This window comes from Phytoactinopolyspora limicola, assembly GCF_011320225.1.
GTDB classification, from domain to species: Bacteria; Actinomycetota; Actinomycetes; order Jiangellales; family Jiangellaceae; genus Phytoactinopolyspora; species Phytoactinopolyspora limicola.
The window spans coordinates 137784-159739 of sequence record NZ_JAAOEN010000011.1 but is presented as its reverse complement, the minus strand read 5'-3'; the positions used below and the strand labels follow the sequence as shown (position 1 = coordinate 159739).

Sequence of the window (21956 nt, the reverse complement as noted above, 5' to 3'; positions counted from 1 at the left end):
CCCTTGCTGGCTCAGAGTTGCGGATAGGGCACCTCAGACGCCGTCTATCCGCAACTCTGAGCCAGCAAGCGCACGCTCGCACGTGGCGACGCAAGCCATGGCACACCGAGCGGCCCCACACACGGGACGTATCGGGCGTGTGGGCAGGTCGCTGGCGATGCCACGCCCGGGAAACCCGCACGCCGTACCCGAACACCGAACACCGGACGCCCGGGCACGGGCAACGGGCAACAGGTGCGGCGTCCACCTGCTACCACCGTGTCGACACGAATACCCCGTGGATCAGATGCACCACCCCACGGCCAAGCCCCGGTTCATGCATCCGAACAGGTGATGTGCCCGGCAGCCAACCTCTGATGGGTCGAAATAGGCTAGCGCTGCACACGATGCGTACCCCAGGTCGTCCCAAACGTCGCCTGATCGTTTTCCCTGGGGCGATCAGGTGTGCTAACGACGCGTGTCGGCGCGGTGTCGCGCATCTCATGGCGTCTCACATGTTGGCTGAAAAACGATCAGGTGCATGTAGCGACCGACTCCGTGCGGTTGTGTCGTCTGATCCTTTCGAGCTGTGGGCCGCCGGGCCTAGCCGACAACTCGATCACGGGTGAGGGCCGGCAGTTCGGCGGCTGGCTGTGGGCCGCCGGGCCTAGCCGACAACTCGATCACGGGTGAGGGCCGGCAGGTCAGCGGCTGGCGCTGCCGGGCTCCTTGACGCCGTCGACGTCGCTGATGTCCGGCGGCTGACAGGCACAGGGCGCTGGAGGTTCGTCATCGCCGTTGGCCGCGGCCACGGCAAATGCGCCGGCAACGACGAGCGCGACCAGGACAGCCACCGTCCCAGCCGCCCGGCGAAGTTGAGCCTGCGTAGGCCGAGTTCGCATGTCTCTCGGACGCCCCGGCGGCTGGCTCGGTTCCCCGGGGAGAATGGGAGCATGCCCTCGATACTGCCGGATGGCGAGCCAGCCCCGCCCGACGGTTCACTTCCGGAGTCCGCGCTGGCCGAACTCGAACTCGATCGCGATGGCGGTCCGCGGCCGTTCGGCTTCTATTTGCACGTGCCGTTCTGCACGACGCGGTGTGGCTACTGTGATTTCAACACCTATACCGCCGACGAGTTAGGCGACGCCCCAGGCGCGTCGCGCGCGTCGTGGGCCGCCGGCGCCATCGCCGAGATCCGGCTGGCCCGGTCGGTACTCGGTCCGGTTGATCTTCCCGTGGCCTCGGTGTTCGTCGGTGGCGGCACGCCGACCCTGCTCCCGCCGGCCGACCTGGGCCGAGTATTGCGGGTGATCGACGACGAGTTCGGCCTTAAGCCGGGTGCCGAGGTGACGACGGAGGCCAACCCCGACACCGTCGACCCGCGTACGTTGTCCCAGTTGCGTGCGGCCGGTTTCACTCGAGTGTCACTGGGGATGCAGAGCGCCCGCCCCCACGTTTTGGCGGTGCTGGATCGGGTGCATACACCTGGACGTTCAGAGCAGGCGGTAGCCGAGGCCAAGGAGGCCGGCTTCGAGCACGTCAGTCTCGATCTGATCTACGGCACCCCGGGCGAAAGTCTCGACGATTGGCGGGCCAGTCTCGACGCGGCAGTAGCGGCCGGACCGGATCATGTGAGCGCCTACGCGTTGATCGTTGAGGAGGGGACGCGGCTGGCGGCACGGGTGCGGCGGGGTGAGCTCCCAATGCCGGACGACGACGATCTCGCCGACAAATACGTCGCTGTCGACGAGGCCCTAAGCGCGGCGGGGTACCGCTGGTACGAGGTGTCCAACTGGGCTGCTTCTCCCGCCAGCCGGTGTGCCCATAACCAGCTCTATTGGACCGGAGCCAACTGGTGGGGGGTGGGGCCGGGCGCACACAGCCACGTCGGCGGCACCCGATGGTGGAATGTGAAGCACCCGGCAGCTTGGGCGGCCAGGCTGGCGGCTGGTGGTAGCCCGGCGCACGCCCGCGAGGTGTTGGACAGTTCGACGCGACGGGTGGAGCGGGTGCTCCTGGAGGTGCGGCTGGCCGACGGGTTGGACGTGGCGGTTTTGGATGCCGACGGACGGCGGCGCGCCGGGCAGGCGGTGGGCGACGGTCTGGTCGATGCTGCCGCGCTGACCGGGGGCCGCGTGGTTCTCACGCGGCGGGGACGGTTGCTTGCTGACGCGGTTGTTCGCGACATACTCCCCAGTGATCGTTAGCGGATCTCCGCCTTCTACCCCAGTGATCGAAGCCCTGATCCGGTCGTCAGGGCGACCCGATCGCGACGACGATCACCGCGGGGGAGGGCGGAAATCGGCTGATGATCACTGGGACGGGGTGGTGACGAAGTCGATCAGTTCCTCGACTCGACCCAGGAACGACGGCTCCAAGTCGGTGTAGGTGCGCACCGCGGCCAGAATCCGCCGCCATGCGGCAGGTGGTTCCTCGGTCCAGCCGATAGCTTCTAGCACCCCTTCTTTCCACGGCACACCCTTCGGCACGGTCGGCCACTCGTCGATCCCCACGACGGAGGGACGCACCGCCTCCCATACGTCGACGTAGGGGTGGCCCACCACGAGAACGTGCCCACCACCAGCGGCGGTGGCGTCCCTGGCGATGCGGGTTTCCTTGGTGCCGGTCACGAGGTGGTCGAGTAGTACGCCGAGTCTCCGCCCGGGCGACGGTGCGAACGCACGCACGATGTCGGGCAGGTCGTCGGCGCCGCCGAGTTCCTCGACGACAACACCTTCGACCCGCAGATCGTCGCCCCAGATCTTCTCCACCAGTTCGGCATCGTGTTTGCCCTCGACGTAAATGCGGCTGGCGCGGGCGGTGCGGGCGCGGTGGTTGTCGACGACGGTGGACCCGGATGCGGTACGGGTCGGCTTGCCTGGGCCCGCGACCGCGGGCCGGACCAGCGCGACCGGTTTGCCGTCGATCCAGAATCCCGGCCCTAGGGGGAATGCCCGGCGTTTGCCGTGCCGGTCCTCAAGGGTGACGCCGTGTTTGTCGCAATCGACGACGGCGCCGCAGAATCCGGTCTGGACATCCTCGACGACGAGGCCCGGATCGGCGGCGACCTCCACGCTTCGGGGACGCTTCGGATGTGGGGACGCGGCCAGCACGTCCCGCCCGTAGCGGTCGGGGAAGTTCGGCACACGAGGACGCTACTACAGGTGGCGCCGGCGACAGAGCCGGAGACTTGGCACGCTGGACTGTTCCGGGCGCGGCAACGGTAGAATTGGCACTTGTCCGACCTGAGTGCTAGATGTGAGTGCCTAGACAGCCGTGGTTCGATCCGGGGAGGTGCACGGCGTGCCAATCGATGACCGCAAGCTGGAGGTCCTCCGGGCGATTGTCGAGGATTATGTCGCTACGCAGGAACCGATCGGCTCGAAGGCGTTGGTGGATCGCCACCAGCTGGGGGTGTCGTCGGCCACGATCCGTAACGACATGTCCGCTCTCGAGGAAGAGGGATACATCACCCAGCCACACACCAGCGCTGGACGGGTGCCCACCGACAAGGGTTACCGGCTGTTCGTCGACCGGTTGTCGACGGTGAAGCCGTTGTCGTCGGCGGAGCGGCGGGCTATCCGGTCATTCCTGGACGGTGCCGTCGACCTCGATGACGTGATCCGGCGAACGGTCCGCCTGCTTGCGCAGCTCACCCGGCAGGCCGCCGTGGTGCAGTACCCGTCGCTCACTCGGTCGACGGTCCGCCATGTGGAACTGGTGCTGCTCAGCAGCTCGCGGATCCTGGTGGTGCTCATCACCGACACTGGCCGAGTCGAACAGCGTGTGGTGGAGCTACCCGTGGAAGTGGATGCTTCCCTGCTGGGAGACCTGCGCGCCCGGCTGAACGCGTTGGCCGCCGGTCTCGATTTCGCCTCCGTCGCATCGAAGCTGGGCAGCCTTCCGGAACAGTTCGCGCCCGAGGACCGGCCGGTGGTCTCCGGGGTGGCGGTCACCCTGTTGGAGTCGTTGGTGGAGCGAGGCGACGAACGAGTTGCTGTCGCTGGCACCGCCAACCTCGCGCGCCACGGCCCAGAGTTCGACTCCGAGCTTGAACCGCTGCTGTCCGCCTTGGAGGAGCAGGTGGTACTGCTGAAGTTGTTGGGCCAGGCCACCAGCACGACGCAGACACCGGTCACAGTCCGCATTGGGCATGAGAACGCCACCTCCGGGCTGTTGTCCACCTCGATCGTCACCACCGGTTATGGGCCTCGGGATCACGCGCTGGGCAGCATGGCGGTGGTTGGGCCGACCCGGATGGACTATCCCGGGACGATCGCGGCGGTCGGCGCTGTTGCACGTTACGTCAGTCAGATACTCGACTCGAATTAGGGATCTAGGGGACAATGCCGGTGACCACCGACTACTACGAGGTGCTGGGTGTGCCCAGGGACGCCTCGACGGACGAGATCAAGAAGGCGTACCGCAAGCTCGCCCGCCAGTTGCACCCCGATGTCAATCCCGACCCCGAGGTTCAGGAACGGTTCAAACAGGTCACCAGCGCCTACGAAGTGCTGGCGGATCCGAAGAAGCGCGAGATGTACGACCTCGGGGGCGACCCGCTGTCGGCGGGTGGTGGTGCCGGTGGCGGGTTCGGCCAGGGGTTCTCCTTCACCGACATCATGGACGCCTTCTTCGGTGGGACGGCATCGCGCGGGCCGCGCAGCCGGGTGCGCCGTGGCCAGGACGCGCTGGTCCGGCTCAAGGTCGAGCTGCATGAGGCCGTCTTCGGCGCCACCAAGGAGCTGCAGGTCGACACGGCGGTGGTCTGCACCGTGTGCAGCGGTGCCGGAACCGCGTCGGGTGGTCAACTCGTGACGTGTGCCACCTGCGGCGGGCAAGGTGAGCTCAAGCAGGTTCAGCGGTCGTTCATGGGCCAGGTCATGACGGCCCGGCCGTGCCCACAATGCCACGGCTTCGGCACCACCAACCCCAACCCGTGTGTCGAGTGTGGCGGCGACGGCCGGGTGCGTACCCGGCGTTCGCTCACCATCAAAATCCCGGCGGGGGTCGACAACGGCACGCGCATCCAGCTAGCCGGACATGGCGAGGTCGGACCGGGTGGTGGCCCGGCCGGCGACCTGTACGTCGAGATCGCCATCGTGCCGCACCCCGTGTTCACCCGCGAGGGCGACGATCTCCATTGCACCCTTCAGCTGCCGATGACTGCGGCGGCGTTGGGCACCGCGGTCGAGCTGGAAACACTCGACGGTCCCGAGGTCATCGAGGTCAGCCCCGGCGTCCAACACGGCGAGCGGATCCGGTTGGGTGCACGTGGAGTGCCCAAGCTGCGCGGTACCGGCCGCGGGGACCTGTTCGTCCACGTCGACGTCCAGACCCCCACCAAACTGGATGCTCGCCAGGAGGAACTGCTGCGGGAACTGGCCAAGCTGCGGGGCGAGGAATCAGTGGCCGGCCCGGGCAAGGTAGCCGGGCAAGGCAATCTGTTCAGCCGGATCCGGGACGCCTTCAAGGACGGTCTCAGCTGAGCGTCCCGGTTTTCCTGGCCGAGCCGACCGCGTTGCGCGGCGGCGATCAGGTTTCCCTGGATGGTGCCGAGGGCCATCACGCCGCCGTCGTGCGCCGGGTCGGTGTTGGCGAGAGAGTCGATCTCACCGATGGTGCTGGCCACGTGGCCAGGTGCATCGTGATCGCGGCTGATCGGCGGGGCTTGACGTGTGAGATCCAGGATCGGTTCGACGTGCCTGCGCCGCAGCCGCGGCTGGTGGCAGTGCAGGCGGTACCCAAAGGTGAACGTGGCGAGATCGCCGTCGAGACGATGACCGAGGTAGGTGTCGACGAGATCGTCCCGTGGTCGGCGGCGCGGTGTGTGGTGCGTTGGAAGGCCGAGCGGGCGACGAAGGCGCTGGGCCGGTGGCGGTCGACGGCGCGGGAGGCGGCCAAGCAGTCGCGGCGAGCTTGGTTGCCGCAGGTGGGCGAGCTGGCGTCGACTCGCCAGGTAGCCGATCGGCTACGGGAGGCCGCGCTGGCGGTGGTCTTGCACGAGGAGGCGAGTGTCGGGCTCGGCGCCATCGACCTGCCTGACACTGGCGACGTCGTCGTCGTGATCGGGCCCGAAGGTGGTGTGGCGCCGGACGAATTGGACACGTTCGCGGCCGCGGGTGCGGTGGCGGCGCGGCTGGGGCCCACGGTGCTGCGGACCTCCACCGCGGGCACCGTCGCCGCCGGGATCCTCCTGTCCAGAACCCGCCGCTGGACCCCACCCCTCCCATGATCATTGGCTTTTGACTACCGATTTTGGTAGTCAAAAGCCAATGATCATGGGAGGGGTGGGGGGAGTGGGGGTGGGAGCGGGGAGGGGTGACAGGTCAGGGGGCGACGACGTCGAACCGTTTGGTGTCGTAGAACGGTGCGCGGCCCTCGCCGTCGGAGACGTCCTCCTCCTTCACGGTGATCTCGTAGGTACCTGGCTCCAGCTCACCGAGGTCGATGCTGAACTCGGAGAAGGTGAACGCCTCACCGGTGGTCTCGAAGCCTGAATCGAGAACCTCGCCGTCCTTCGTCAACTCCCACAGCACTGTTGCCTCGAAGACGGCGGCCACCCCGGTCACCCGCACCGGGCTGCCCGTCTGGGCGCCGTATCCGGGGCTGTCGACCTGGACGAAGTAGCGCACGTCCGCCTGGTCGGCCCGGCCCACTGGGTCGGACACGTCCACCTGGCCGAACAGATCGTCGGTGGGTTCGCCGTCGACCAGAACGCGCACCGGAGGGGTGCCTTCGACGCCTAGGACCGACGCGGCGGTCGCGGTCGCCGTGTACACAAGCTGCTGGACGGCCACGTCTGCGTACTCGGGGTCACCGGCCAACCGCACCGGTGAGCGTAGTCCGATCTCGATGACGCCGTCGGTTACCTGCGCGGACACGACGTCGACCGGTTCCCAGAGGCTTCCGTACCGGGGATCGAGCGCCTCGCCGTTGAGGGCTTGGTGGACGGCGGCGCCGAGGGGGTCAGCGGTGCGTACCTGCTGCCACTCGCGCGTGAGGCGGTTGTCCACGGTGTAGTACACCGGGAGGGTCAACACCTGCTCGGCGTCGCCTTCGCTGGTGGGTGGCTCGGTGGTGTCGGGTTGCTCGTCGCCGGGGTCGGTGGCCGTGGCTGCGGTGTCCTCGGGGTCAGGGTCGTCCGGCGGCGGTGTGTCCTCCTGAGTGGGATCGGGCGTGGGTTCGTCAAGACCGGCGGTCGGCTCGTCGGTCAGCGGGGGCTCGGTCACGGTGGGTGTGTCGACGGGCTGGACGGAGAGCTCGCCTTCACCCTGGCCGGTCAGGTTGACTACGACGACGACGGCTGCCGCGGCGGTGGCCGTACCTGCCGCCACGGCGATAACCGCGGGGCGACGCCACCACGGTGGCTGGGCGGTACGTCGGCGGATCCGGGCCAGGCCGTCCGGACCCGGCGTGATCTTGTCAGCCGCCGAACGCAGCGCATCGCGTAGGTGTTGTTCCTCGGGACTCCACTGCTCGCTCATCGTCCCGTCACCTCCTCCCGTTGGGTGGTCATGTCCACGACTCCAGTAGTGGGCGCAACGCGGCGATACCGCGGGACGCGTGGCTCTTGACCGCCCCATTGCTGATCTTCATTGCCGTGGCGATCTCCGACTCCGACAGTCCGCCGTAGTAGCGCAGGACAAGCGTTTCGCGTTGCCGCCGGGGGAGTGCCCGGAGGGCTTCCACGACAGCCTCGCCCGCGGCTCCGGCCAGTACTGCCTGCTCCGCACTAGGCGAGTCAGGCTGTGGGTCCGGCCGGTTCCGCTCGGCGACTTTGTGGCGACGCTGCGCCGAACGTGTTCCGTGGACGACGGAGGTGCGTAGATATCCGAGAGCCTTCTGGGGATCGCGTAGCTTGTGCCAGCGCCGGTGCAGCGACACGAACGCGTCTTGCACGATCTCCTCAGCCATGGATTCGTTGCGCAGCAGCAACGTGGCCAACCGAACCAGACCGGCATAGTGGGCCGCGTAGAGATCGGTGATGGCCGCGTCGGCATCGGACACCTCGGCTTCACGCTCCCTTTCTTCCACCACATACTCCTACTGACGCGAAGGTGCCTCGATCCGTTGACATTTCAGCGGCGGGAAATCGTGGGACCGGCCAGGCCGTCGACTGTGGGGCCGATGATACGGGCGGCGTGTGCTCGGGTGCGGGACCTCACTCCGGCGATCCTGAAGGCAGGTCTGGACGCTCACCCTTGGGGCGCCCGCGTACGTCCAGGGATGTGCGGCGCCTGCTAGGGCCGGCGACAACACGTGACTGGCGCCGCCACCAGACACGTCGACCCAGGAGCTGGCCGCCTCAGCGGACCTGTCGACCGGTGACGAGGTCGGGGTTCGCGTCGACGAACGCATCCATGTCGTTGTTGACCAGAGCGTTCCACAGCTGGTCGGCTCGCTCGGCGTCGTAGATGACGATGCTCTGCTGGCCGGCCCATCCGGTGCCGCTGGTGGGTACGGTGAGGAAGGTCATGTCACCGGTGCGCAGGTGACGCATCGACCATCCGAGGCCAGCCAGGTCCATCGCGGACAACGACTCGTCGACCCGGACGGTGTCGCCGACGGCGTCGGCGACGCTCGTCATCTTGCCGAAATTGGTGAAAGTGCCGGACGACATCAGCTCGTCCATGAGGGAGCGCAGGTAGTTCTGCTGTCTCCGGACTCGGTCGAAGTCGCCCTCTGGTAGCTGCTTGCGGACGCTGACGTACTTCAGTGCTTGCTCGCCGTCGAGTACGTGGTGGCCGGGTGGGAGCTCGGATCCGTCGTTCAACACGGTCGGCTCGCTGAAGTGCATCGGGACTCCGCCGACGGAGTCGGTCAGTCCGCGGAAACCCTCCCAGTCGATCAGCGCGAGGTGGTCCATACGTATGCCGGTGAGCTGCTCGATGGTCTGCACGAACAGGGGTGGACCACCGAATGAGTAGGCGGCGTTGATCTTGTTGTCACCGTGTCCGGGGATATCGATGTAGGTGTCTCGCGGGATCGACACGACGTAGCCACGCTCCCGGCCGTCCGGGAAGTGCGCCAGCATGATGGTGTCGGTGCGGGCCGCGCCGGGCTGATACACGTCGACGACGTCGGGCCCGTCCAGGCCGCCGAGGAGGAACGTCAAGCTGCCCTCGGGGCCATCGGCTGGCCGAGAGTCCTCTGGAATGTCGAAAGCGCCGGGGATGCGTTCGATGTTGGATCCCCCGAGGTACCGGTTGAGCAACCACCATCCGCCGCCGGCGACGACCACGACCAGGCCGAGCAGCACGCCTAGCGCGGTGAACAGGATGATCCGATTGCGCCGTTTGCGGCGCCTGGCGCGGGTGTGCTCCCCGTCGCCGTCGCTGGTGCCGTCGCCCGGCGGCATCAGGTCGTCGGCCAGTGTGGTCATGAAAGCTGAGAGTACGCCTCTTCTGCGGATTCTGTGATAATTCAGGCGGCATGGGCCGGCCTTGAGTGGCCTGTTCAAGCCGCCTCGAGCGGGGGGTTGAGGGCAGAAATCCGGCGACGATCACTCGGTATGGCTGGACGTTGAGCGACAACGTCAAATGTGGTGGCGTCGTTGGTCAGGCGCGGGGTATCCGTAGTGTGCGGGCGCCCGGCCGAATGTGCGGTGCATGTGGGCCCGTCCCGCGCCTTTACCATGCAGGTGTGAGTAACGACGACGCGTGCCTATTCTGCAAGATCGTGGCGGGTGACATCCCGGCGACGGTGGTCCGTCAGTCCGAACGGACGTTGTCGTTCCGGGATATCGCGCCGGTGTCGCCCACCCACGTCCTGGTGGTACCCAAGACGCACTACCGTGACGTACCGGCGGTCCTCGCCGACGACCCGGCCATCATGGCGGAGATCGTCAGTGAAGCGGCCGCCGTAGCCGGTGATACGGGTCTGGAGGCGTTCCGGATCGTTATGAACACGGGCGAAGAGGCCGGGCAATCGGTCTTCCACACCCACGCCCACGTCCTCGGTGGTCGGCGGCTGGTGTGGCCACCGGGGTAGGTGGATCTTCCGTGGTCGGCGGTTTGATGTGCACAACCACTAAACTCGCTCTGCATTGTCGGTCTGCGCGGGTACGATGGGCTCACCATCAATGAATGGGGTCTGAGCATTCGGTGTCGGGTCCCATGCGAGACCGGAGGGTAGTGTGAGCGGGCCCCAGTGCGGGCCGACCCATGACCGAGGTAGAGAGGGCTCCGCAGCGGGCCCAACACACGATCGTCGTCCCGTCGAGCATTCCCATGGTGAGTTTGCTCGGATCTGGGGACGAATTAGTCCGGGTTGTTGAAGCCTCGTACCCCGATGTCGACGTCCACGTGCGTGGCAACGAGATCACGCTGACCGGTGGATCGGATGACATTTCCGAGGTCGAGCGCACTATCGACGAGATGGTCGCCGTGTTACGCACTGGCCAGGGTCTGTCTCCTGAGGCTGTCGAGCGCACCGTTGCCATGTTGCAGGCGCGCACCGCCGAACGGCCGGCGGAGGTACTCACCGCCAACATTCTGTCCAACCGTGGCCGGACTATCCGGGCCAAGACCCTGAACCAGAAGCGGTACGTCGACGCCATCGACAAACACACCATCGTGTTCGGTATCGGGCCTGCCGGAACAGGCAAGACCTACCTGGCGGTGGCAAAGGCTGTTCAGGCGTTGCAGGCTAAGCAGGTCACTCGGATTCTGTTGACCCGCCCGGCCGTTGAGGCGGGCGAGCGACTTGGGTTCCTGCCGGGTACGCTCAGCGAAAAGATCGATCCGTACCTTCGTCCGTTGTACGACGCCTTACACGACATGATGGACCCGGCGTCCATCCCGCGGCTGATGACGGAGGGAACCATTGAGGTCGCTCCGCTCGCCTATATGCGTGGACGCACCCTCAACGACGCCTTCGTGATTCTCGACGAGGCGCAGAACACCTCGCCGGAACAGATGAAAATGTTCCTCACCCGGCTGGGATTCGGCTCCAAAGTTGTGGTCACCGGCGACGTCACCCAGATCGACTTGCCCAGCGGCACGGCCAGCGGGCTGCGGGTGGTCGAGGGCATCCTCAGTGATCTCGACGACGTCCACTTCTGCCGCTTGAACAGCCATGACGTCGTCCGGCATCGCTTGGTCAGCCAGATCGTCGATGCCTACGCGAAGTTCGACACCGGGCAGTACGATACTCGCACCGGTCCGCAGCATCAGACGCCGCGAGGGCGCGAGCGGCCCCGGTCGTCGGGGAGACGCAAGTGACCATCGAGGTCAATAACGAGACCAACACCACGATCGATATCAAGGAACTGTCCGACCTCGCCCGATTCATGCTGGATCGGCTGCGCATCCATCCAGCCGCCGAGTTGGCCATCATGCTCGTCGACCCCGACGCGATGGAACAGCTCCATCTGCAGTGGATGGACGAACCCGGGCCCACCGACGTGTTGTCCTTTCCCATGGACGAGCTACGGCCACCCGCCGAGGGTGGTGAGTCGGAGCCGGGGCTGCTGGGAGATATCGTCTTGTGCCCAGACGTCGCGGCGGCACAGGCGCGAGGCGCCGGACACAGCACTACCGATGAGCTGCATCTGCTCACCACACACGGTATTCTGCACCTCCTCGGATACGACCACGCCGAACCCGACGAAGAGAAAGAGATGTTCGGTCTGCAGAATGATCTCCTTCAGCAGTGGCGGGCGAGAGTGAAGGACCGGACGTGATCCCACCACCCGGCCGCCGGAGGCGCGACGAACGGTGAACGGGTCCGCTTGGTTGCTCGTCACAGCCGTGGTGTTGGTCATAGTGGCCGGGTTGTTCGCGATGGCCGATGCCGCCTCTACCGCCTTTTCTAGAGTTCGGGCCGAGTCCTTGGCGAAGGCCGGCCGGCGCGGAGCGACGTCGTTGAAACGGCTCATCGCGGATCCGGCGCCCGCCCTCAATACCGCGCTGATGCTGCGAATCACCGCTGAGATCACGGCGGTCGCGCTGGTAACGCTCGTCTGCCTGAGCTACTTCGAGACCCGCTGGCAAGGTGTGCTGGTCGCCGCTGGCGCCATGATGGTGGTGTCGTTCGTGGCGATTGGAGTGGCGCCGCGCACGCTGGGACGTCAGCACGCCGAGAGTGTCGCGCTGATGATGGCTGGGCCGCTGTTGACGCTCACCCGGGTGCTGGGGCCGCTGCCCCGGTTGCTGATCGTGATCGGCAATGCGTTGACCCCCGGCAAGGGGTTCCGGGAGGGGCCGTTCGCCACCGAGGCGGAGCTGCGCGAGATGGTCGACCTCGCCGAGGCGGGCAAGATCATCGAGGCCGATGAGCGGCAGATGATCCACTCGATCTTCGAGCTCGGCGACACCGTGGTGCGGGAGGTGATGGTGCCACGCACGGACGTGGTCTTCATCGAAGCCCACAAAACGCTACGCCAGTTCCAGTCGTTGGCGCTGCGCAGTGGGTTCAGCCGGGTCCCCGTGGTGGGCCCGGGTGGCCTGGACGACGTCGTCGGCATCGTCTACCTCAAGGACGTCGCCCGCCGGGTGCACGACCATCGGGAGGCGGAATCGACCGAGCGGGTCGAGCAGGTAGCGCGGGAGGCGTTGTTCGTTCCCGATTCCAAACCCGTCGACGATCTCCTACGGGAACTTCAGGCGCAACGCACACACGTCGCGATGGTCGTCGACGAATACGGCGGCACGGCCGGGTTGGTGACCATCGAAGACATCATCGAGGAGATCGTCGGGGAGATCGCGGACGAGTACGACACCACCGAAGAGCCGGTGCAACCACTCGGTGACGAGGTGTTCCGCGTCAGCGCTCGCTTACAGATTGGTGAGCTTGGCCAACTGTTCGGACTCGAGTTGGCGGACGAGGATGTCGACACGGTGGGTGGGTTGCTAGCCAAACACCTAGGTCGAGTCCCGATCTCGGGTGCGCGAACCCAGGTGGGTGAGCTGTACCTGGAGGCCGAGGACACCACCGGCCGGCGTAACCGGATCAACACCGTGAAGGTGAGCCGGGTGCCAACCGCTGAGCCCGGGTCGGTCAGCAGCAGTTGAGAGACCACCCAACCCCGGCGACGATCACCGGTACTGCGGGCAGGAATCCGGCAATGATCACCGGGGTGGCGGGCAGTACGGTGGTCACCGGCCCGGTTGGCGTTAAGCCGAGCGATCGGCGGAGCGGAGCCGTCGTAGTGGTTCGGGCGATCACCAGATGAGGAGTGGTAGGAGTGGACGGCGAGAGCGGTGCATTGAACCCGGAGGATGCCAAGCTGATCACGCTGGCACGGAGTGTGCGCGCGCGTAACGGCACCGACGAGGGAGCGGCGGTTCGGGACCTCGACGGCCGCACGTACACGGCTTCCTCAGTCGACCTACCCTCGTTGACGTTGTCTGCTCTCGATGCCGCCGTGGTCGTGGCGGCGTCGAGCGGGGCCCGAGGCCTGGAGTCCGCTGCCGTGGTGACCGCCGCTCAACCCGACGACATCGACCCGGGTGCGGTGACTGATCTTGGAGGAAGCGGCACACCGATCCATGTGGCCAGGCCGGATGGCACCCCGACCGGTCTGCGAAACGCGTAGGCTGGGCGGATGACGAAACCCGCGTCGAAGATCGCGCTGGGCGAAAGCGAGACTGCCGCCGTGCGTTTGATCAATGGTCGGCGAGGGCACTGTTCAGGAAGGCTGCGGTACGTTAACGTGCGGCCGGGATCTCTCATGTACGTGAGCATTGAACTCGGGACAACCGGACCCGGGACTGGAGATTGACTGATGAAATTTTGTGGTAACTGTGGTGCGCGGAATACCGGTACGGCGTACTGCACCAACTGTGGTCAGCCGATGGCCACTCCGGCGGCGCAGCCGGCTGGTGGGGCTGCGGCGCCGGGTGGTGCGGCACCCGGTGAGGCGTCGGCGGGGCCGCCGGGTGGTGCGCCGCCGGCCGGAGCGCCGGCCATGGCTGGAGCGCCGGTTGCCCGGCAGGCCAGCCCGTTCGCCGCGATTCCGGTCGGTGACTACGTCCGAGACGCTCTCGCTCTGCTTCTGCTGCTCATTCCACTGGGTATGGCGTGGGACTTCGATGACAAGGCCACCGGCAAGGTCTACGTCATTCTTGTCACCCTGCTGTCGATTCTGTCGTTGTCGCTGCCGTACCTGAAGGCCGCGTCGGTGTTGCCGCCCAACCTGTTGCCGGCGCAGCTTCGGTTGGTCCGGCTCGCGGCCAATGCCCCGTATCTGATCGTCGTCCTCGTCACCATCGTCCTGGGCTACGTGGGAGACACGTCGGCCGGCGGTATGGACCTCGGTGATGGTGTTGGTGTCGGCTTGGTCATCGGGCTCGGCGGAGCCCTCCTAGCCGCCCAAGGCCGCGCTTCCGAGCAAGGAACGGACGGCGACGGTCAACTGTGGCGCACGAGCGCGCTGGGTATGGCCGGTCTCGGTGTGATCATGGGGGTCCTGGCGGCCATCTTCTTCCTGGTCGACATGGCCGAGTTCCTGGAATGGAGCCAGATCGTTGTTGGCCTGCTGGCGATTCTGTTCTTCGTCGTAGTGCCACTGATCCCGGTGCTCGGTGCGAACCGCGGCGAGGCCGAGTGGCGCGATGTCGCCGTCGTTATCGGTGCCGTGGGGCTCATGGCCAGCTTCTGGGCGCTGGCGGCCGATGAGACGATCGGCGAGGTGTGGTCACTGCGGCTGCCGTTGGGTTCGCAGGTGGCTGGTCCGCAGTTGATGTTCTGGCTGGCCATCGGTGTTGTGTTCGCCTCGGCCGGGGTCTCCTCGGCGCTTCGGCCCAAGCCGGGCGCTGCACGTTGGATCGGGTTGGCCAGGCGGACACTCGAGATGGCCGGTGTCTTCGGTGTCTTGGCCGTGATCTTGCTCGTCTTCCAGCTGTTCGACGACCAGAGGGAAGCCGCTCGCGGCACTCTCATCACGGTGCTCGTGATCTCGCTGATCGTGGTGGCCGCGGCTCTGGTGGGCCGCACGGCGCTGATCAACGATGCCCGCGGCGGCCGGTCCGTGGCCGTGGCGGTGGCCGGTGTGTTGGTGATCGCCGGCATCGTCATCGCAGCTGTTATGGGTGCGTCGGACAACATCGTCATCGAGATCTCGGCGGCGACGTTCATCAGCGGGTTGTTCATCTTCGCTGTGGTGGTTGTTCTGGCGTTGACCGCACCGCCGTCGGTGCGCTCGGAACTTGGCCAGTTCACCCTCGGGCAAGGTGGTCCTCGTGGTGCGGCGGCGGCACCGGCGCAGCAGCAGGCTGCTCAGGTAGGCGCTCAAGGTGCTGCTACCGGAGCTGGAACCAGTGGTGTGTCGGCCAGTGCGCAGCAGCCGGCGGTCGCCGAGCCGGCCGCTGAGCCGGCGGGGGCGGAGCCCGCCGCTGAGCAGCCGGGCGACACCCACCCTCCGGTCGGCGATCCGGCGGCTGCCGGCGAGCAACCATCCTCGGACCACGTAGAGCCAGAGCCCGCGGTCGAACCGGAAGACGCCAGTGGGCCGGATGCCACTCTGGTCATTCCGACGGCGGGCGCTGACCCGGCCGCCGCCGAGGAGCCGACGGACGTGCCGGTCACCGACGAGGAGCCGGCCGCCCCGGTGGCCGAGCCGGAAGTGGTCACCGCGTCCGGCTACACGGCGGCCATCGCGGCAGACCCCAACACTCCGTTGCAGACACTCGCCGATATCGCGGCCAAGGAGCCATCCTTGCGTCCGCACATCGCCAGCAACCCGTCGACGTATCCCGAGTTGCTGGACTGGCTGGGTCAGTTGGGCGACCCCGCTGTGGACGAGGCACTGCGCCGCCGCTAGACCGGCTGACCGGCCCGCACGCCCACCCGTGATCGTTGTGGGGGGGGGGGGGGGGGGCGCCCCCCCCCCCCCCCACCCAACCACCCGGGGGGGCCCCCCACAGGGGGGGGGCGGGCCCCCCCGGCCCCCCCCCCCCCCGTTTTTGGGGTGGGGGTTTGGCCCCCCCCCCCCCCCCCCCCCCCCCACAACGATCACCGAGGGAGCACCACGATCGTGGTGCTCCCGTGCATTACCATGCGTGCAGACCTGTTGACGCGAAAGAGAACCTTCCCGACCTGACCACGGTGACCGTGGCGGGCGGGCGGGCCGGGAGGTTCAAGACGTGACCGAAGCCCATGCCGATGGCCCCGATGCGAGCGGTACCCCCGACCAGGGTGGTGCCCATCGATCGGGGTTCGCCTGTGTGGTGGGCCGCCCGAATGCCGGCAAGTCCACCCTCACCAACGCGCTGGTCGGCGAGAAGGTGGCCATCACATCGAGCCGCCCCCAGACCACCCGGCACGTCATCCGGGGCATCGTCCACCGTTCCGACGGCCAGTTGGTGCTCGTCGATACTCCCGGTGTGCATCGTCCGCGGACTCTCCTCGGCCAGCGGCTCAACGACCTCGTCCGGACCACCTGGGCTGAAGTCGATGTCATCGGTCTGTGTATCCCGGCCGACGAGCACATCGGTCCGGGAGATCGCTTCATCGCCGCGGAGATCGCGCGGATCCCGCGTACACCGAAGCTTGCCATCGTCACCAAGACCGATCTCGTCAGCGCCGGCCGAGTGGCCGAACAACTGACGGCGGTCGCCGGGCTGGGATCCGAACACGGTCTGGAGTGGGCGGACATCGTGCCCGTGTCGGCCACTACCGGCGATCGGTTGGGTCTACTCTCCGACCTCTTGCTGGCCCAGATGCCGGTGGGGCCCCCGCTGTATCCGGATGGTGAACTCACCGACGAGCCCGAGGAGAAACTCGTGGCGGAAATGGTGCGGGAGGCGGCGCTGGAAGGGGTCCGCGACGAATTGCCACACTCGATAGCTGTGGTCGTGGAGGAGATGATCCCGCGTGAAGATCGGCCACCGGAGCGCCCATTACTCGACGTACATGTGAACATCTACGTCGAACGGGACAGCCAGAAGGCGATCGTCATCGGCCGCAAGGGCGCGCGGCTGCGCGAGGTCGGCACCAACGCCCGCCATCAGATCGAGCGTTTGCTCGGCACGCCAGTGTTCCTGGACCTGCACGTCAAGGTGGCCAAGGATTGGCAGCGCGATCCGAAACAGTTGGGTCGGCTCGGCTTCTGACGGCTAGGCGGCGGCACTCGGTCGCGGCGTCAGATGCCAATGCCGTAGAGTGTGTTGTCGTGCGGCGCTTCGGCCTCCTGCTTAGCTGCCGCGGTGAGGTTCGCTAGACCGGCTCCCTCGCCGCGGTGAGTGCGCGCTGCCGGTCGTGCCTGTGCCCGACCGCATCTCTCAGGAGCCTTTTCTCATGAACACCCCGTCAACCATGCCTTGGCCGCCCCGGCAGCGGTCTTCTTCCATGCCTGTACAGCGGTATCGCTCGTTTCACGAGCAGATCGCCGTCGATCTGCCGGACCGCACCTGGCCCACCCGTCGGCTTGAGGTCGCACCGGACTGGTGTGCCGTCGACCTTCGGGACGGCAATCAGGCGTTGATCGACCCGATGAACGCCGAGCGCAAGAAACGGATGTTCGACCTGCTGGTCCGGATGGGATACAAGCAGATCGAGGTCGGGTTCCCGGCCGCCAGCCAGACCGACTTCGACTTCATCCGCGAGCTCATCGAGGGTGACCAAATCCCTGATGACGTGGTCATCCAGGTGCTGTCGCAGTGTCGGGAGTCGCTGATCGAGCGGACGTTCGAGTCGCTACGCGGAGCCAACCAGGCCATCGTGCACATCTACAACTCCACGTCGATCCTGCAGCGGCGGGTCGTCTTCGGTCTGGACACCGACGGCATCACCGACATCGCCACCAGCGCCGCGCGGGCCGCGCTGAAATACGCCGAGGCCATCACCCCGGACACCGAGATCTATTGGCAGTATTCGCCGGAGTCCTACACCGGGACCGAGCTGGAGTACGCCGCTGAGATCTGTGGCGCGGTAGCCGACGTCCTGGAACCAACACCGGATCGGAAGATGATCGTCAACCTTCCGGCGACGGTCGAGATGGCGACCCCCAACGTCTACGCGGACTCCATCGAATGGATGCACCGCAACCTGCCGCGCCGGGAGTCGATGATCCTCTCGCTGCACCCGCACAACGATCGCGGTACCGCTGTGGCTGCGGCCGAACTGGGTGTCCTGGCCGGTGGTGAACGCGTGGAAGGATGCCTGTTCGGCAACGGAGAGCGTACCGGCAACGTCTGCCTGGTAACACTCGGGATGAACCTGTTCACCCAGGGTATCGACCCGCAGATCGAGTTCGGCGACATCGACGAGATCCGGCGCACGGTCGAGCATTGCAACCAGCTGCGGGTGCCCGAGCGGCATCCGTGGGGTGGCGACCTCGTCTACACGGCGTTCTCCGGTAGTCATCAGGATGCGATCAACAAGGGGCTGGCGGCTCTCGAGCGTGCCGCCAAGGCGGCTGGGACGGCCGTGGACGATCATCCGTGGGAGGTGCCGTACCTACCGGTGGACCCGAAGGACGTCGGCCGGACGTACGAGGCGGTGATCCGGGTCAACTCCCAGTCCGGCAAGGGCGGCGTCGCCTACATCATGAAGGCCGAACACCAGCTGGATCTGCCGCGTCGGCTCCAGATCGAGTTCTCCGGGGTGGTCCAGACGATCACCGATGGTGAGGGGGGCGAGGTCGAACCGGAGCGGATGGGTGCGGTCTTCCGGGCCGAGTATCTCGACCGCACGACGCCGTTGGCGCTGAACTCGGTGCATACGTCGTCGGCCGCTGGCGAGCGCGACGAGCTCGAGGTCGGGGTTTACGTCGACGGCCAGCATCGCACCTTGACCGGCACCGGCGACGGGCCCATCGACGCGTTCGTGAACGCACTCGGAACCATCGGCTACGAGGTGCGAGTCCTCGACTATGCCGAACATGCGCTCACCTCGGGTGCGGACGCCCGAGCCGCCGCGTACCTGGAGTGTTCCGTCGGTGGCGAGGTGTGCTGGGGGGTCGGGATCGATCCGAACATCGTTACCGCGTCGCTGAAGGCGATCGTCAGCGCCGTCAACCGGGCGGTGACGGGCGGTGTCCGGGAGGCCGCGGCAGCGTCGGCGCCGGCAGCAGGCTGACCAGCATCGAAGTGTCCTGACGCCGCCTATGAGGTTGTCGCCGCGGGCGACCTCATAGGCGGCGTGGCATGAGCCACGGTGGATGCCGGTTGCACATATGACTATAGTTCGTGACTATAGCCAGATGAGTGATGGGAAGATTCACGAGACGCGGATGGCAGCTGGCCAATTCAAGGCGGTGTGCCTGCGGGTGCTTGACGACGTCGCCGAGTCGGGCACCCCTGTCACCATCACCAAGCGTGGCCGGCCGGTCGCCCGACTTGTTCCCGTGGCGCCGCCGGCTCCGCTCTTCGGCGCGTTGACCGGCACCGTCAGTGCGTACGACGACATCATCAGCCCGGTCGGCGAGGAGTGGGACGCCGCACGATGACACTCGACGACGGCCCTGGCGTCGTATTGGATACTCATGTTCTGGTGTGGATGCTTGCCGGAGACACCAGGCTGCCTCGGACCGTCCGGCAAACGATCGAGAACGCGTCCTATGGCGCCGGTGTCCAGGTGAGCGCGATCTCGTTGTGGGAGATCGCCATGCTGGTGGCCAAGGGTCGGCTCCAGGTGACCCGAGACATCCGGGAGTGGGTCGACCTGGTGGTAGCGAACCCGGCGCTGACGGTTGTGCCGCTCGCGCCGGAGATCGCGGTGGCCAGCACCCGGCTGCCGGGCGAGATACACCGGGATCCAGCCGACCGGATCATCGTGGCCACCGCCCGCACCTTGGACTCGACATTGGTGACGGCGGACGGCGCGTTGCTGGATTATGGCGCGGCCGGCCATGTCCGCACGATGAACGCGCTGGGGTCTGAGGTGTAGACAGCGTGTGAGTGTGGCCGACGCGGTTCGCCGGACGGCGCGGTTCGAGCTGGCGCTACCGTTCACGCTCAGGTGCGGGCGCCGGTGATACCGACCAGGCCGGCCAGACCGAGCGCGCTGCGTGGTGCGTATGCGATGCGCCACAGCCCGCCGTGAGCGGCTCCGGCAGCCTCGTCGAGCCATGGATGCTCGCGTCGTGGCACGGGCCGGCGCAGATCGTGGACCAGCAGGGCGGCCATGAGGGTGTTGGCCGTGCCCGGCTCGAACACTTCCACGCCGAATCGATGTGCGCCGGCATACACCGCCGCGAGTGCGCGGTTCTTCATCACCGACCGGGTCCGAGTGGGTGGAGCGACGTTCAGGCTCACTACCTGCCCGGCTGCGCGGGCGGTGGTGGCCCGCCATCGTTGCAGCCGTTTGGCCAGCGCGTAGTTCGGTCCTTGTTGGGGGACCAGGCTGTCGCAGATCCCGGGGTCCGCGCCGGGCAGGTAGTTGCGTTGCAGTAGCCGACCGGCTGAGAGCACCTTCAGTGGGCGACGCACTAAGGAGAGCTTGGATCGCTGGTCATAGGCGGCCACCGACTGCTCCACCGCGTCGGGGGGCACGGCGAACACGTCGGTGGGGGTGGCGAGGAACGACAGCGCGGTGTCCGGGCGGTCTCGGCACAGCCGGGCGCTGAGCGCGTCGACCGCCATGGCGACTCGGACGTGTGTGGCACCGTCAGCGTAGACGTAGTTACCCAGTACCAGGCGACCGTCCAAAGACTCCAGCCAGCCACGCAGGGCGGGAAGCTCGCTGACCAGATCCGCGCCTGCCCGCTGAGTCATGTCGGCTTCGCCGGGCCGCACCGGCAGGTAGAGCCGTCCGGCGTACCGGCGGGCGGCGTCGGCTAGTTCTTTCCAGAGCCCCGGCCTGGGCAGGTCTATGCCGGTGACGCTGCCGCCCCAGCGTAGCCACGCCCGCACCGGCCCCATCTCCGCTCCGGCGCCGAACGTGACGAGCTTGACGTCCGACAGGTCGAGCCAGTCGGGATTGGCCATGACTGCTCGCACGGCTTCGGCGCAGCTCGGTTCGAGTATCCCGGCCTCCACCCAGCGATCGAGCTGTCGGGCGAGTTCCGATCCATGTAAGCGGTTGCCGCGGTACGGTATGGCGAGTTCGCGCTCTGGTGTGCCGTGGCCGGAGACGACGGCGGTCTGGAGTGGTGCGGCGGCGTCCCGGTTCAGTGCCTCGTCGAGGCGGATCTCGTCGACGCCGATGTCTACCCGCATCCGCCGATACAGCGAGTCGAGGCCGTTCGCGGCGATCTGCTCAGCGGTGGCCGGCGTGGTCAATCCGGCCTCTACCAGACGTCGGAAGTGCTGGAGATATCCGCGACGCCAGTTGGTCTCGTGCTCGGCCGCGCGGGCTCCCACCGGATCGGCGTCGCGTAGTGCGTCGGCGGCGACGGCCCGTCCCAGCGCCGACGTGCTGCGAGCACCGTCACCGGTGCGTGGAAAGACCACTCCGGACATATCCCTCTCCATGACCATGAGGACTAGTGCGCTGCGTGGGACACCAGGTGGCCACGATCATGGCAGAAATTAATCTGGATGTGTAACATCCAGAATATGCGGATGAGTGAAGGGGTGGAATGGGCCCTGCATACCTGCCTCAACCTCGCTTGGGTCGAGGAAGGGCAGGCGGTCCCAACGTCCCGCCTCGCCGAGGTCTACGGCTTGCCGGTGGCTTACCTGAACAAGCAGCTTCAGGCGTTGGTCCGGGCCGGGGTTTTGAGGTCCACCACGGGGCCGCGGGGTGGATTCCGGCTGGGAAGAGATCCGCGCAACATCACTTTGCTAGACATCGTCGTCGCGATCGAAGGGCCGGAAGACGCGTTCCGATGCCAGGAGATCCTGCGGTCGGGCCCGGGTGGGCGCGCCGACGTCGACTATCGCAAGACGTGTGTGATCTCGCGGAGTATGCGCCAGGCGGAGCTTGCGTGGCGGACCGAACTGGCCGCGCAGACACTCGCGGACGTGCGGGCCGCTGTCGAGCGGCGCGAGCCGTCCGCGCCTGAGGCCACGCGGGTGCGGCTTGGGGTGCTCTGAGATCAATCCAGGGCCGCGGAAGGTAGAGATATGGGCAAAATATCGATATTAAAC

Annotated in this window: 21 protein-coding genes; 15 read left to right on the top strand and 6 right to left on the bottom strand. The window is 66.9% G+C overall.

From position 1 onward, the window contains the following. Positions 1-683: 683 nt before the first annotated feature. Positions 684-833: a hypothetical protein gene (locus G8760_RS22105; RefSeq protein WP_166354996.1), complete on the bottom strand. Its 150-nt coding sequence runs from the start codon at positions 831-833 to the stop codon at positions 684-686. A gap of 99 nt (positions 834-932) precedes the next feature. Here G8760_RS22105 and hemW point away from each other — a divergent pair, with 99 nt between their 5' ends. Beyond that, the gene (hemW, locus tag G8760_RS22100) at positions 933-2186 is read left to right on the top strand and encodes a radical SAM family heme chaperone HemW (RefSeq protein WP_166354995.1); all 1254 of its coding nucleotides are present in this window, start codon (positions 933-935) and stop codon (positions 2184-2186) included. Positions 2187-2291: 105 nt separating this feature from the next. Here hemW and G8760_RS22095 read toward each other — a convergent pair whose 3' ends face one another. Continuing rightward, a complete protein-coding gene (locus G8760_RS22095; RefSeq protein ID WP_166354994.1) occupies positions 2292-3125 on the bottom strand; it encodes a DUF3097 domain-containing protein in 834 nt (277 codons plus the stop codon). A 163-nt stretch (positions 3126-3288) separates the two neighbouring features. Between G8760_RS22095 and hrcA the strand changes: the two genes are divergently transcribed. The 3 genes from hrcA to G8760_RS22080 are packed head-to-tail and all read left to right on the top strand — an operon-like array spanning position 3289 to position 6214. Beyond that, a complete protein-coding gene (hrcA, locus tag G8760_RS22090) occupies positions 3289-4311 on the top strand; it encodes a heat-inducible transcriptional repressor HrcA (RefSeq protein WP_166355009.1) in 1023 nt (340 codons plus the stop codon). A 20-nt stretch (positions 4312-4331) separates the two neighbouring features. Continuing rightward, the gene (gene dnaJ, locus G8760_RS22085) at positions 4332-5468 is read left to right on the top strand and encodes a molecular chaperone DnaJ (RefSeq protein ID WP_166354993.1); all 1137 of its coding nucleotides are present in this window, start codon (positions 4332-4334) and stop codon (positions 5466-5468) included. A 32-nt stretch (positions 5469-5500) separates the two neighbouring features. Then, positions 5501-6214: a 16S rRNA (uracil(1498)-N(3))-methyltransferase gene (locus G8760_RS22080; protein ID WP_211198991.1), complete on the top strand. Its 714-nt coding sequence runs from the start codon at positions 5501-5503 to the stop codon at positions 6212-6214. Positions 6215-6308: 94 nt separating this feature from the next. On the opposite strand, the gene G8760_RS22075 is transcribed toward G8760_RS22080, so the two are convergent. The 3 genes from G8760_RS22075 to G8760_RS22065 form a co-directional block, all read right to left on the bottom strand. Further along, a complete protein-coding gene (locus G8760_RS22075; protein ID WP_166354992.1) occupies positions 6309-7466 on the bottom strand; it encodes a Gmad2 immunoglobulin-like domain-containing protein in 1158 nt (385 codons plus the stop codon). 28 nt (positions 7467-7494) lie between these two features. Next, positions 7495-8016 (bottom strand): SigE family RNA polymerase sigma factor, encoded by a 522-nt coding sequence (locus G8760_RS22070; protein ID WP_207782599.1) that lies wholly within the window; start codon positions 8014-8016, stop codon positions 7495-7497. A gap of 271 nt (positions 8017-8287) precedes the next feature. Then, positions 8288-9364 carry an LCP family protein gene (locus G8760_RS22065; protein ID WP_166354990.1) on the bottom strand — a complete coding sequence of 359 codons (1077 nt, stop codon included), beginning with the start codon at positions 9362-9364 and terminating at the stop codon, positions 8288-8290. A gap of 215 nt (positions 9365-9579) precedes the next feature. On the opposite strand from G8760_RS22065, the gene G8760_RS22060 reads away from it, so the two are divergent. The 10 genes from G8760_RS22060 (at position 9580) to G8760_RS22015 (ending at position 19812) form a co-directional block, all read left to right on the top strand. Beyond that, a complete protein-coding gene (locus G8760_RS22060) occupies positions 9580-9972 on the top strand; it encodes a histidine triad nucleotide-binding protein (protein WP_166355007.1) in 393 nt (130 codons plus the stop codon). Positions 9973-10145: 173 nt separating this feature from the next. Beyond that, complete coding sequence (locus G8760_RS22055; RefSeq protein WP_166354989.1) at positions 10146-11204, top strand: PhoH family protein; 1059 nt, start codon at positions 10146-10148, stop codon at positions 11202-11204. Continuing rightward, the gene (gene ybeY / locus G8760_RS22050; RefSeq protein WP_166354988.1) at positions 11201-11665 is read left to right on the top strand and encodes an rRNA maturation RNase YbeY; all 465 of its coding nucleotides are present in this window, start codon (positions 11201-11203) and stop codon (positions 11663-11665) included. The genes G8760_RS22055 and ybeY overlap by 4 nt, the downstream gene beginning before the upstream one ends. Before the next feature lie 34 nt (positions 11666-11699). Continuing rightward, complete coding sequence (locus G8760_RS22045; protein WP_211198989.1) at positions 11700-12995, top strand: hemolysin family protein; 1296 nt, start codon at positions 11700-11702, stop codon at positions 12993-12995. 164 nt (positions 12996-13159) lie between these two features. After that, the gene (locus G8760_RS22040; protein WP_166354987.1) at positions 13160-13519 is read left to right on the top strand and encodes a cytidine deaminase; all 360 of its coding nucleotides are present in this window, start codon (positions 13160-13162) and stop codon (positions 13517-13519) included. A gap of 258 nt (positions 13520-13777) precedes the next feature. Beyond that, the gene (locus G8760_RS22035) at positions 13778-15745 is read left to right on the top strand and encodes a DUF7937 domain-containing protein (protein ID WP_166354986.1); all 1968 of its coding nucleotides are present in this window, start codon (positions 13778-13780) and stop codon (positions 15743-15745) included. A gap of 322 nt (positions 15746-16067) precedes the next feature. Then, a complete protein-coding gene (era, locus tag G8760_RS22030) occupies positions 16068-17036 on the top strand; it encodes a GTPase Era (protein WP_166354985.1) in 969 nt (322 codons plus the stop codon). 184 nt (positions 17037-17220) lie between these two features. After that, positions 17221-19002 carry a 2-isopropylmalate synthase gene (gene leuA / locus G8760_RS22025; protein WP_343074440.1) on the top strand — a complete coding sequence of 594 codons (1782 nt, stop codon included), beginning with the start codon at positions 17221-17223 and terminating at the stop codon, positions 19000-19002. 124 nt (positions 19003-19126) lie between these two features. After that, positions 19127-19372 carry a type II toxin-antitoxin system Phd/YefM family antitoxin gene (locus G8760_RS22020; protein WP_207782596.1) on the top strand — a complete coding sequence of 82 codons (246 nt, stop codon included), beginning with the start codon at positions 19127-19129 and terminating at the stop codon, positions 19370-19372. Further along, positions 19369-19812, top strand: a complete 444-nt coding sequence (locus G8760_RS22015; protein ID WP_166354984.1) for a type II toxin-antitoxin system VapC family toxin — start codon at positions 19369-19371, stop codon at positions 19810-19812. The genes G8760_RS22020 and G8760_RS22015 overlap by 4 nt, the downstream gene beginning before the upstream one ends. 68 nt (positions 19813-19880) lie before the next feature. Here G8760_RS22015 and G8760_RS22010 read toward each other — a convergent pair whose 3' ends face one another. Beyond that, positions 19881-21326: a hypothetical protein gene (locus G8760_RS22010; RefSeq protein ID WP_166354983.1), complete on the bottom strand. Its 1446-nt coding sequence runs from the start codon at positions 21324-21326 to the stop codon at positions 19881-19883. A gap of 96 nt (positions 21327-21422) precedes the next feature. On the opposite strand from G8760_RS22010, the gene G8760_RS22005 reads away from it, so the two are divergent. Continuing rightward, positions 21423-21902: an Rrf2 family transcriptional regulator gene (locus tag G8760_RS22005; RefSeq protein WP_166354982.1), complete on the top strand. Its 480-nt coding sequence runs from the start codon at positions 21423-21425 to the stop codon at positions 21900-21902. The last annotated feature ends 54 nt before the right edge of the window (positions 21903-21956 follow it).

Bases quoted from the DNA above. Each gene is read 5' to 3' on its own strand.
- G8760_RS22065 (WP_166354990.1), bottom strand. From the start codon at position 9,364: ATGACCACACTGGCCGACGACCTGATGCCGCCGGGCGACGGCACCAGC.
- G8760_RS22015 (WP_166354984.1), top strand. From the start codon at position 19,369: ATGACACTCGACGACGGCCCTGGCGTCGTATTGGATACTCATGTTCTG.
- G8760_RS22010 (WP_166354983.1), bottom strand. From the start codon at position 21,326: ATGTCCGGAGTGGTCTTTCCACGCACCGGTGACGGTGCTCGCAGCACG.
- hemW (WP_166354995.1), top strand. From the start codon at position 933: ATGCCCTCGATACTGCCGGATGGCGAGCCAGCCCCGCCCGACGGTTCA.
- G8760_RS22075 (WP_166354992.1), bottom strand. From the start codon at position 7,466: ATGAGCGAGCAGTGGAGTCCCGAGGAACAACACCTACGCGATGCGCTG.
- G8760_RS22035 (WP_166354986.1), top strand. From the start codon at position 13,778: ATGGCCACTCCGGCGGCGCAGCCGGCTGGTGGGGCTGCGGCGCCGGGT.
- leuA (WP_343074440.1), top strand. From the start codon at position 17,221: ATGAACACCCCGTCAACCATGCCTTGGCCGCCCCGGCAGCGGTCTTCT.
- G8760_RS22055 (WP_166354989.1), top strand. From the start codon at position 10,146: ATGACCGAGGTAGAGAGGGCTCCGCAGCGGGCCCAACACACGATCGTC.
- G8760_RS22020 (WP_207782596.1), top strand. From the start codon at position 19,127: ATGAGTGATGGGAAGATTCACGAGACGCGGATGGCAGCTGGCCAATTC.
- G8760_RS22005 (WP_166354982.1), top strand. From the start codon at position 21,423: ATGCGGATGAGTGAAGGGGTGGAATGGGCCCTGCATACCTGCCTCAAC.
- G8760_RS22060 (WP_166355007.1), top strand. From the start codon at position 9,580: ATGTGCGGTGCATGTGGGCCCGTCCCGCGCCTTTACCATGCAGGTGTG.